This is a genomic window from Candidatus Poribacteria bacterium (genome assembly GCA_028820845.1).
Taxonomy (GTDB): Bacteria; Poribacteria; WGA-4E; order WGA-4E; family WGA-3G; genus WGA-3G.
This window is the reverse complement of record JAPPII010000055.1, coordinates 1-10,714: the sequence shown is the minus strand read 5'-3', so window position 1 is coordinate 10,714 and position 10,714 is coordinate 1. Positions and strand designations below refer to the sequence as shown.

Genomic DNA, 10,714 nt, shown 5'->3' with positions numbered 1-10,714 from the left:
CTACCAAAACCTAACAAAAATGTCAATAACTTACACAATGTAAACACTACCTAGACAGTGCATATCTTCGTCTACTTGCCCCGACCGATTGGGAAAAGCCTAATAATAGAAAAAGTTGGCGGCAAACAAATCCTTACGGTGTAATATTCACTTTACATCCGTCTATGAGTTGGCAAGTTTGGTGGAGAATACCAGAAATATTGTTGGAGCAGCTGCCAGAGTTCATTATCGGATAAGGGTGTTCAAAAAAAACGGCAATGACCAACAAAACGCTCGACCATCTGCTCATCACGCTCACAGTCTTATTTGATCTCGGTTTTGTTGCTACTGCAGTTGTCGTTGCATACTGGGTACGGTTTGAATCGGGTTGGACCCCTGAAGTCCTTGCCCTCCATAAAGGCGGTGCCCCTCCGCTCGACGACTATTTCCGACTCATACCGCTGATGGCGATTATCTGGTTAATGACGCTAAAAGCACTAAAACTCTATCGTCCTGAAAACAACGCCACACTTTCAGCGTTCTGGACGCTCTGTAAAGCCACCGGTATCGCGCTCATCGCTACATTAGCCGCGCTCTTTTTTATTTTCCACCACGATGCCTACTCGCGTTGGGTCATGCTGCTCGCCTCTGGATTCAGTCTCGTCTGGCTGTTTCTGGGACGACTCGTCCTTTACCGATTCCGACAGGCGATTCACGCGCAGGAGATCGGTGTCCAGCGCGTCGCAATCGTCGGTTATGAGGCGCGCGGCGAAAAGTTGATTAATGCCTTGAAAGCGAGAGCGAATAGCGGTTACAAACTGTTAGGCATAATTGATGAAGTAAAGGTCCCCCAATCTTCCAGCCTTCCAGCCTTCCAACCAAGCGCTGAAGACCAACAGCCGATAGCCGACAACCAATTGCCATATCTCGGCGAAAGTCAAGACATCCTCGAATTGGTGCAAACGCATCGACTTGACACGCTCTTCATCGCATCGCCTACAGTGTCTAATGACACCATTCTACAGATTCTCCACGCCTGCGAAGGGCTGCCTGTCCAAATAAACTTACTCCCTGAGCTCTCCGAGTTTATCAGAAGCGGCACGGCTATCACCTTTTTCGATGACATACCGGTGCTACGACTCCGAGAAACCCCGATGCAGGGCATGCAGGGCATCGTCAAACGTCTTATAGACATCGTTTTCAGCCTGATTGCCTTGATATTGCTAAGTCCACTCATGTTAACAATTGCGGTAGCGATCCGCCTGACTTCATCCGGTAAAGTAATTTTCCGCCAAGAGCGCGTCGGTAGAGCCGGAAAGCGATTCAACATCTACAAATTCCGCTCCATGCACGCCGATGCCGAAGAGAAAGTCGGACACGTATGGGCAAAAGATGACGATCCACGAGAGACTTCATTCGGAAAATTCCTCAGACGTTGGAGTTTAGACGAACTACCCCAATTCTTCAACGTCCTCAAAGGGGATATGAGTCTCGTTGGACCCCGACCGGAGATGTCCGGACTCATCGACATATTCCGAGAATCCATACCCCACTATCTCGCGCGGCAGCGCGTCAAGTCGGGTATGACGGGTTGGGCACAAGTCAACGGCTTACGGGGCAATACCTCCCTTGAAGAACGGGTCTCTTACGACCGATACTATATCGAAAACTGGTCCCTCGGCTTGGATATTAAGATCATCCTGAAAACGTTGTGGGCAATCAAAAAAGGCTCGCGATAATTCACATCTATTCCGAGAAATACCGTCGCAAAAAGGGCCATGCCCCGGCTTTGTAATACCGATGTCCACCCTCACCGATAAAAAGCGCACACCTGTCCGCAACACCCGCGGTCGCATAGATTGACTTTAACCGTTCATAAGCCAACGCAACGTGGTCAATCGGAAAAATACCGTCATCGCGTCCAGCAATCGCACAGAACGGGCGTGGCGCGATTAAGCCCGCAACATCATACATCTCTCCAAGCCGCATCACACCCGGCACATAGTTACATTCACAATGCCGGATCATACCGATGCTCCCTTCAAACGTGCAGAAATAACAACTCGGCATCGCTACAGTGATACGTGTCTCACATGCTGCGGCGAAAAGGGACACCGTCCCACCGCCAGAGTTCCCAGTAATCGCGATGCGATTGGCATCTACGGGCAAATGCTCCGTTGCCCAATCAATGAGGCGCGACATATCCCACACCCGTTCACCGATCGGCGTCCGTCCGACCAGTATACTATGAACCAACTGGTGTCGGCAGGAATGCGTATTATCGGCTTCTTTATCTGCTTCGGTGCGCGTCTCACCGAAAGCGCGCGTCGTGGGGGCAATGGCGATATAACCCTCCTCAACAACTGCCTGCCGTGCGATGTCACGTTCACCCTCCAACATGTGTTTCTCTTCTGATTCCGAATGTGCAATACCGGCATAGATATGCGGATGATTATGTCCGTGCGGCGCAAGCACCAGTGGAAGCTTGCCTTCTATCGTCTTCGGACGAAGGAGATAGAACGGCAGTGGCACTGTCGGTTCTACCCACAAATACCAACTCTCCCGAAAGTGGTCATCCATATCCAAAACTTCCAGCTGCTCGGCTTTCGGCACATAGTCCGCCAGATCGGATTCCATATTATCTAAACCGAGGATTTCCCGAAGCTTCGGACGAAAAGCCGCTTGCCACGTTAAGAAACCTTCGCGTGAGGTCTCCTGAAATTCATACGTTCGTGGAACAGTATCATATAAGTTCTTAAAGTGTACGTCAGCATCATACATTACCATTTCCCCCCGTAGTTCGGTTCACTTGACAAAATTCAAGGCGGTGCTATAATGTATTATAATCATAGACGACAGAGGCAGACCTGTCAACTCTTTTTGATTATCGGTTATTGGTTGTCGGTCAATTGATAACCGACAACCATCGGCAAAAAAACGAAAGGGCAGCTCAGAGGCAATAGTAAAAAAATGCAAATATTAATAACGGGTGCCAGCGGTAGGCTCGGTCAGTTCGTCATTCGAGAATTGGAAACTGAAGGACACTCGCTGGTGCTGATGTCACGTAGAAATCCACCCGATGAATTCGCACATCTTCCATTTATCCAAGGCGACTTAAACAATTTTGAGGACTGTCAGCGCGCCGTTGAAGGCGTGGACGCAATCCAGCACCTCGGCGCACAGCCGAATCCGGTCGATCACCCAGATTTACGGGCAGACGCAGCCGAGAAAGGCATCCCTTTCGATGCAACCTTTAAAACAAATATGCTCGGCACCTATTACCTCATGCAAGCCGCAATTGAAGCAGATGTGCAAACAGTCGTGATGTGCGGCAGCAACTGCGCACTGGGACACGGCTTCCGAATTAGCAAAACCCATATCCCGATAGACTACCTGCCACTTGACGAAGAACACCCTTGCTACCCTGAAGACTCCTATAGTTTCTCCAAACGTTGTGGTGAGGACCTGTTAGCGAGTTATACCCGTGCGTATGGTATCCGCACTTATGTGACGCGCCCCGCTGGTATCAGTCCAGAAGAACGACGCAATCAGATGAAAGTAAACGCCAAACCGACGACGAGTTGGACCCCGTGGCTCTGGTGTTGGGTCGGAAGCGAAGATGTTGCAAGCGCACACCGTCTACTCATGGAAAAAGCAGACACCCTACCACCACACGGTGTCTATTTTCTCAATGCCGATGATACCTCAGCGTTGGAACCCTCTCAGGAACTCGTCGAACGTTTTAAACCCGAACTGCTTCCGAAAATCAGAACACTTCAAGGACATCAATCTTTTATCAATTGCGATAAACTCAAATCCGCTGTCGGATGGCGGCACGAAACATCGTGGCGGGAATAGCCGTCAGCGGTCAGGGCGTTCCGTTCCACTCTACTCTCAGCAGTCAGTAGGGTGTTGTGGGCTTTACAAATGTTTTGTCCGTCACAAACGAGTGACTGACAGCCGCCAGCGGATGGCTAATAACCAATAGCCAAAATTGGAGGAATTATCATGGGAACCACCAGTGATAGAGTACGGATCGGTGTTGTCGGTGTCGGGAGCATCGCCGTGCGCGGGATCCTGCCACACCTTACACAAGACGACGTTCAAGATAGATTAGAAGTAACCGCTGTCTGCGACCCAGTGCCAGGTAGAGCACAAGCCGCGTCCGAAAAATTCAAGGTGCCACACGCTTACGAAACTTATGAGGCACTTCTATCAGACGGACACGTAGACGCTGTTAGTATCGCCTCACCCATCGGTCTCCACTATGAGCAAGGAAAACTTGCCATTGAGCACGGTGTTCATGCCCACTTCAACAAAACAATGACAACCACCGTTGATGAAGCGGACGATCTCATTGAATCCGCAGCGCGTAAGGGTGTAAAATTGGTAGCATCCCCAGGTGAGATGCTCCGTCCGATCCATCAAGAGATTCGCAGGCTCATTCATGACGGTGCCATCGGAACACTAACGTGGGCAGCCGCTGGATCCGCCTTCGGCAGATACCATGAAAATGAATCCGTTAGGCAAGGCGACGATCCGCTCTCTAACATTAACCCAGCGTGGTATTTTCGCAAACCCGGTGGCGGACCGTTATACGACATGACAGTCTACGGCTTGCATACGATAACCGGCATCTTAGGACCCGCAAAACGCGTAACGGCGTTCTCCGGTGTCCGTATCGAAGAACGTGAATTCCGAGGCGAGATGCTCCCGTGCGATATGGACGACAATACCTTTATTCTCGTTGACTTTGGCAATGCATTTTTCGGCTTCGTCTACGGTGCCGCCGCTGGTTCTGTCGTCAGAGGCAGATTAGCAATCCACGGCACTGCCGGTACGATTGAAGGGAATTTGCTGAACGGTAAACCGATTGAGGCATCAGATAGTGGGCTACCACACGTTGTAGGACCGCATCGCGAGATTCAGGAATCGCATGTCTATGAGGACATCATGCAGTTGGTAGACTGGATCCGAGAGGACAAACCGACGATTGTTACGGCAGAACATGCAAGGCACGTCATAGAGATTTTCCATGCAGGCTACACATCCGCCCAGACGGGTCAAGCCCAAGAATTGCGGACTACATTTTAAAAGGAACAACCGTTTATGCCAAGAGCCTTATGTATCGGTGAACTCCTCATCGACTTTGTGTCTACAACACCCGATGTAACCCTCGCGGAAGCACCAGGATTTGTTAAAGCCCCCGGCGGCGCACCCGCCAATGTTGCTGTCGGTTTAGCCAAACTCGGTATAGATGCCGGATTTATTGGGAAGGTCGGTGCGGACGCATTCGGCGATTTCCTGCGCGAAACGTTGGAACAGAACAGTGTAGACACCTCTTATCTCATCTCAGGAGAGACATCTCGAACGACACTGGCTTTCGTCGCCACACGCTCCGATGGTATGAAGGACATCACCTTCTACCGACATCCAGGTGCCGACATCCAACTCTCTCCAGACGAAATCGATACGAGTTATGTCCAATCAGCGGAACTTTTTCACTACGGTTCCGTTAGCCTCAGCCATTCACCGAGTCGTGAAGCAACACTCCAGACAATTCAGGCTGCAAAGGTGAGCGGCGCGATGCTCTCCTACGATCCGAATTTGCGCTTACCGCTTTGGGACAATGCCGATGATGCCAAACGTTGGATATGGGAAGTTATGCCCTACGCAGATGTCGTCAAAATATCAGAAGAAGAATGGGAATTCGTTACCGGAGATGCTGAACTCGCGAGCGGGATTGAACGCATCCTTGGACTCGGCGTAAAACTGCTCGTTGTTACGTTAGGGGAACGTGGGTGCTACTACACAAACGGGACTGCTGAGGGTTATGTTGACGGTTTCGCTGTCAATGTTGTTGATACGCTTGGGGCAGGCGATGCATTCGTCGCTGCTATGCTCATGCAATTGATGAAACACGAAGACATTCAGGCACTCGACGCGTCTCGTCTTGATTTCGTGATGTGTTACGCCAACGCTGCAGGCGCATTGGCAACACAGAAAGTAGGCGTAATTCCGGCATTGCCAACGCCATCTGAGATTGAGCGATTCCTATAGAACAGAAAAAGTCCGTCTATTGCACAGTTATCAATATCGGTTCAACATCAAGCATTTCTTGGATCTGTCGTCGGAGATCCGCTGCCTCTTCGCGGTGAGTGAACTCCCCGATCGTTACACGGTGCCTCGTTTTACCCTCAATAGTAGCGAGATGTATAGCAACCTTATGACTCGGATTTTGATGCTGCAATTGCTCTTTCATCCTTTCAGCATAGTGACGTTCTATAAACGAACCGACCATAAGCGTCCATTTGGATTCTGATGCCCTTGTTGATTGCTGCTCTACCCCAAGATGCAATTGTACCTGTTGCGAGCTCTGATTGCCTGCTATATCTTGAACGCTTAGTTCACAAGTATACGCCGCAAAAGGTTTCCCTTGTAAGTTGTTTAAAACAACCTCTGCTGGCGGCATACCCGCCCCTTCCATCTCTTCAATAAGCACGCTGCGCGCATCAAAAATCTTCAGTTCCCAGTATGCAAGCGGATTGGTGTCCACAGTCTTTATACCCAGAGAGTGCCATACGCGCATTCCGTTCGGATTGGTTGTAGCTGCTCCCCTAAAGAGTTCTAACGCCGTCGGAATGAGATCAACGGTGACCTTTTCACTATCTCTGAGCTGCAGTGCATCTTGTGCGTCTGAAACATACAACTCCACTTTGTAGTCCCCATCGGGAACCAAGTTCCCCGTATCCGCAACGCCATCCCAAGTGATGCCTTCTATAGGCGATCCGCTTCCTGATCGTTCCCAAATCCGCTCAGTGTATTCATCAACGAGGATCAACCACCATTTATCATTTGAACCGACCTCAAAGTGGAACGTAGTGCTATCCGCAAAGCCATCCTTATTCGGTGAAATCGCCCATATAGAGACGTGTAGTTTCCCGATAGGCGTTTCAGGTACATTCTTATGTATTGTCAGCGTCGCAGGCATTAAAATAGGGACGTGTTCATCGGCTTCAGAGGTCTCACTTAGCACAGGTTCCGATAGCGGCATCGCGTCCGCTGCGCCCCAGCGTAAAGTCGCTGAAATCCAATGGACAGATTGTTCTAACTCACTGCCATTCACATACGCATAATCAAGTTGTCCGGATGAATTTCGGAAACTCAATCCCCGTGCCCATTCGCCACCCCAGAATCTTTCAGAAGCAGTGAGTGCCGTGTATCCGACCCGTAATCCCACATGTCCACCAATCAGCCAACGTTCCGCGCCGAGGTGTAATCGAAGCCTTTCACCCCAACCGCCATCATTTTCACCGCGAACAGCAAGATCCGCAGAAAACAGCGTTTCACTCCCTAATTGGTAGGTCGTTCCTAAACGCGCTGCCAAAGGGATACTCTCAAGAAGGACACCATCCGCTCGAATCCCATTACTCAACTCGGACAGATTCACGCCGACCGTCACCGAGTCGCCCCATTTCTCCAACGGATAAGCGAACTGCATCCCCAAATCCACGCTCCAGAGGAAGTTTGTTCTAATAGGTGTATTATTTTGATAGTAGCGTAGGTTTGCCCCTGCTGACGCACTTTGTCCCAACGCACGTCCATAGCCTAAAAGCACAATCTGCGTAGACTCCGTTGTGTCGCCTCTCCAACCATCAAGCCAAGTCGCAAAAGATAAGTTACCAACGTTTTTATTCGTCAAACCAAACGTATGCGGATTCGCGGCGACCGAGAACGCCTGTTCCAGCCCAGAGGGACTCCCTGAAAACGGCATGCCACCCATATTCACTTCAACCCCATCCATAAATCCCAGTGAAGACGGGTTCCAAAGAAATCCATTGGTTGCGGCAGAGCCCGCCGTCCAAGCACTCCCCATACCGACAGCACGGGCACTTGCCCCGACAAAAATATCTCGCTTCCCTATCCCAGAAGCCCACGCAGTTGTGGAAGCAACGAGAAAGGCTATTATGACGACACTCACCACTTGTCCGATTCGAATCAACGGTTGTCTGATAAGTTTAAAAAAATTTAATTGCATCGGATAGACTCCATTTTTTGTATTTTTATCCACAGAACCCTCACGCCGCGATAGTTCCACACGCATGCCTCCTTGAGGATTTCCTCTCATAAATGCTGCATGCAAGTTTTGTCCACTATCAGTAACGTCAAATTCGCAGAAATTGGTACACACGCCTATCCAAAAAACCCACGTCATCTTACCGATTAGTGGGTAGGGTCTATTAGGAAGGTGAGGATTCGCAACCGCTGCCCTTGCCAGTATATTTCCGTTGACTTTTCGTCTGGTGTATGGTAAACTTAAAGTAAGTTATTTTAATCGGAATTTCCTATAAAAATTACCGTCATCCGAAATAAATTAGGACTTACGCATGCTGCTCTTTTGTAGCATAACCTGTTAGGTTGTGCACCAAAACGTCTGTGTTTTTCACGCAACTATATCTAACAAAGCACCCTACGGTCAAAATTGCGTAAGTCCTGTAAATTGAAGGTTACAGCCCCTATGTCAAAACAAAACTTCAATGAAAAACTAACCGCACTTCTCAAAACCAACCTCAACTTTCTTGACGACACAGGCGAACTTATCCTCGCTGCTGTCAGAGACCACGCGTGGCGAGTAGACCACTATCTCATCAAATTGCTGCTCACTGATGATGAAATCAAGGCAAAATTCTTCGATGAGATTGAAGGACATTGGGTCTTCAACCACAACACCTTCATCAACTATATCACCGACAAAAACTTCCTTGCCAACGCCTACACTCGGTTCCGCAACAAGATTGGCTTGAACATCGAAGCCAAATTCCTACGAGAACGCGGCGAAGTCTCACTCGTCTGGCCCTATTTCGTTTGGCCATTGGATACTCCTTTCATTTAGATTGTTATTATTGCACAATCTTGGTTTAGGCGGTGGCCCTTTTCCGATGGCAGTACAAATTATTTCTCATAGTCCATCTCTGGCAGACAACATTGCTCGTAATACATCAAACTCTACAATTGTGGAAATCGCCCAAGAAGTTGCAGATATAATTCAGAGCACTTCAGGGACCTATGATGTTTAAGGCTAACATTCTGAAAGATAGTGAATTCCCCAATTGGAATAACTTCATGCTCGGTTAAGTTTTCACTTGACTTTTGCGTTCAATAGGCGGTAAACTTAATGCGTATCTATATCTGGGAAAAGGAGAAAGGATAAAAGAGGGACTTATGGCGATATTTTATCGCGGGGCAGGTATTAATACTTATTGGTATCTCAGTGATCCAATGGAACAGGGTTTTGTTGCCAGGGATCCCGAAATGACTCCTACTACAACTCGACAGATGCTTCATATTGCCAGAAGCACTGTGAATAGTCCTTTTATTTCCCTTACGCGCTCTTACGCGGTGGCTTGGCATTACGCAATGTTAAGCAGCGAGAGGGTCCCTACCCCAGAGGATCCTGCCTACGTCCATGAAATTGAGATTCAGGAACCGCTGCCGTCCGAATTACGCCTCTTAGACCCAGTCAAAGAGGTGGCACAGATGTTACCGTCGCCTATAAGTTTGGGGCCACCCTATCAGCACGATGGGTTGCCCGATTTCTTATTAGGCGTTGTTGATCCCGGACGTATGGGGCATTTTTTGGCACAATACGCGAAGCAACCGCCTTCAAGCGAAGGCACTCCACGCCCGCCGAACTTAACAATTGAATTGGAGACACTTGTCCGCGCATTACGGGATGCCGAAATCCTTGCACACGGAATTATTCCCACAACTTGTGTAAAGAACAGTTTTGATGTTTATCCAGAGCCATCGCTTTCAGAATGAAAAGGAGATACTCTCATGAAACATATTGTTGACAACGTTAATAAGATGGACCTTAGGATTAAGACGCTTGACCTGGCTGGACGGGTGCCAGGACCTGATTCTATTGAATTGCTACGGGTGGAACTCCACTATGATGGAGAGTACGGACCGCTCTTTATGGCGCGGGTTCGGTACGCCCGCAACGGGGTTGAACAAGAAAACGGTTTCCCCATTGATCTACACAAAGGTGCATTCGTTGCCACTGTCCCTATCCAAGAGGCGGGGTGGGAAGAAGAACTCCAGAAGATTGGACCCGAAATCGCCCGGATTGTATATGAAGATTTGGCGGAGAATCGGTCTACTTGATACCTTACCAGAGAGCGAACCGAAAGTATGCAGTGAGAGGTTAGAACGAGGAGGACTATCCTAACGGAATGCTCACGGAAAGACAACGAACGGTCTTTGACTGGATAAACGACGATCTTGAGTTGCCTGTGTATGCCGAAGCATATAAAGGTGCAATAGAACAGCTAAACAACAAATCTTCAGGATACATTACATTTGTCTCACACGCTGGAAGAGATATAATGAACCTTCTTGCTGACTCTGTTAATAGCGTCACAGCGGATAGGACCCAATATGTGGATCTTGTAAATGATTTCCAAGACGAATGGGAGAATAAATGGGGAGGAGATGAATTTCATCCAGCAGATGACGTGCCAAAAGAACATATAATCCCTCATTATATCTGTGAAAAGGTAAAAAAACTGGTCAATGAACACAAAAAAGGCAGACTGAGGGCTGAGGAAAAGGACAGTTCTTTCTTTACGACTTTTCTGAATTATGCTGATAAAGAAAGCATCCCCGAGAATTTATCTCAAGTAGGACTTACGCAGCGTTAAATTTGAGTGAGGGTGATTTGAGTTGCTGGCAG

10 protein-coding genes are annotated in these 10,714 nt (G+C 48.8%); 8 read left to right on the top strand and 2 right to left on the bottom strand.

Features of this window, described 5'->3' with window-relative positions; genetic code table 11:
* The first annotated feature begins 257 nt into the window (after nucleotides 1-257).
* Entirely contained in the window at nucleotides 258-1,718 is a 1,461-nt protein-coding gene (locus tag OXN25_11620) for an undecaprenyl-phosphate glucose phosphotransferase (GenBank protein ID MDE0425509.1), read from the top strand.
* Between the two features lie 7 nt (nucleotides 1,719-1,725).
* Here OXN25_11620 and OXN25_11615 read toward each other — a convergent pair whose 3' ends face one another.
* Nucleotides 1,726-2,760 (bottom strand): acetylxylan esterase, encoded by a 1,035-nt coding sequence (locus OXN25_11615; protein ID MDE0425508.1) that lies wholly within the window; start codon nucleotides 2,758-2,760, stop codon nucleotides 1,726-1,728.
* A gap of 189 nt (nucleotides 2,761-2,949) precedes the next feature.
* Here OXN25_11615 and OXN25_11610 point away from each other — a divergent pair, with 189 nt between their 5' ends.
* From OXN25_11610 to OXN25_11600, 3 genes are all read left to right on the top strand, one after another.
* The gene (locus tag OXN25_11610; protein MDE0425507.1) at nucleotides 2,950-3,837 is read left to right on the top strand and encodes an NAD(P)-dependent oxidoreductase; all 888 of its coding nucleotides are present in this window, start codon (nucleotides 2,950-2,952) and stop codon (nucleotides 3,835-3,837) included.
* Nucleotides 3,838-3,987: 150 nt separating this feature from the next.
* A complete protein-coding gene (locus OXN25_11605; protein MDE0425506.1) occupies nucleotides 3,988-5,073 on the top strand; it encodes a Gfo/Idh/MocA family oxidoreductase in 1,086 nt (361 codons plus the stop codon).
* Nucleotides 5,074-5,088: 15 nt separating this feature from the next.
* A complete protein-coding gene (locus tag OXN25_11600; GenBank protein ID MDE0425505.1) occupies nucleotides 5,089-6,039 on the top strand; it encodes a PfkB family carbohydrate kinase in 951 nt (316 codons plus the stop codon).
* A gap of 16 nt (nucleotides 6,040-6,055) precedes the next feature.
* Here the strand turns inward: OXN25_11600 and OXN25_11595 are convergent, their stop codons facing one another.
* Nucleotides 6,056-8,017, bottom strand: a complete 1,962-nt coding sequence (locus OXN25_11595; GenBank protein ID MDE0425504.1) for an SPOR domain-containing protein — start codon at nucleotides 8,015-8,017, stop codon at nucleotides 6,056-6,058.
* A gap of 480 nt (nucleotides 8,018-8,497) precedes the next feature.
* On the opposite strand from OXN25_11595, the gene OXN25_11590 reads away from it, so the two are divergent.
* The 4 genes from OXN25_11590 (at nucleotide 8,498) to OXN25_11575 (ending at nucleotide 10,682) form a co-directional block, all read left to right on the top strand.
* Complete coding sequence (locus OXN25_11590; GenBank protein MDE0425503.1) at nucleotides 8,498-8,872, top strand: site-specific DNA-methyltransferase; 375 nt, start codon at nucleotides 8,498-8,500, stop codon at nucleotides 8,870-8,872.
* A gap of 329 nt (nucleotides 8,873-9,201) precedes the next feature.
* The gene (locus OXN25_11585) at nucleotides 9,202-9,801 is read left to right on the top strand and encodes a hypothetical protein (protein MDE0425502.1); all 600 of its coding nucleotides are present in this window, start codon (nucleotides 9,202-9,204) and stop codon (nucleotides 9,799-9,801) included.
* 15 nt (nucleotides 9,802-9,816) lie between these two features.
* Nucleotides 9,817-10,146, top strand: a complete 330-nt coding sequence (locus OXN25_11580) for a hypothetical protein (protein MDE0425501.1) — start codon at nucleotides 9,817-9,819, stop codon at nucleotides 10,144-10,146.
* Between the two features lie 68 nt (nucleotides 10,147-10,214).
* Nucleotides 10,215-10,682, top strand: a complete 468-nt coding sequence (locus OXN25_11575) for a hypothetical protein (GenBank protein MDE0425500.1) — start codon at nucleotides 10,215-10,217, stop codon at nucleotides 10,680-10,682.
* The last annotated feature ends 32 nt before the right edge of the window (nucleotides 10,683-10,714 follow it).

Bases quoted from the DNA above. Each gene is read 5' to 3' on its own strand.
- OXN25_11595 (MDE0425504.1), bottom strand. From the start codon at position 8,017: ATGCAATTAAATTTTTTTAAACTTATCAGACAACCGTTGATTCGAATC.
- OXN25_11590 (MDE0425503.1), top strand. From the start codon at position 8,498: ATGTCAAAACAAAACTTCAATGAAAAACTAACCGCACTTCTCAAAACC.
- OXN25_11615 (MDE0425508.1), bottom strand. From the start codon at position 2,760: ATGTATGATGCTGACGTACACTTTAAGAACTTATATGATACTGTTCCA.
- OXN25_11600 (MDE0425505.1), top strand. From the start codon at position 5,089: ATGCCAAGAGCCTTATGTATCGGTGAACTCCTCATCGACTTTGTGTCT.
- OXN25_11620 (MDE0425509.1), top strand. From the start codon at position 258: ATGACCAACAAAACGCTCGACCATCTGCTCATCACGCTCACAGTCTTA.
- OXN25_11605 (MDE0425506.1), top strand. From the start codon at position 3,988: ATGGGAACCACCAGTGATAGAGTACGGATCGGTGTTGTCGGTGTCGGG.
- OXN25_11575 (MDE0425500.1), top strand. From the start codon at position 10,215: ATGCTCACGGAAAGACAACGAACGGTCTTTGACTGGATAAACGACGAT.
- OXN25_11585 (MDE0425502.1), top strand. From the start codon at position 9,202: ATGGCGATATTTTATCGCGGGGCAGGTATTAATACTTATTGGTATCTC.
- OXN25_11580 (MDE0425501.1), top strand. From the start codon at position 9,817: ATGAAACATATTGTTGACAACGTTAATAAGATGGACCTTAGGATTAAG.
- OXN25_11610 (MDE0425507.1), top strand. From the start codon at position 2,950: ATGCAAATATTAATAACGGGTGCCAGCGGTAGGCTCGGTCAGTTCGTC.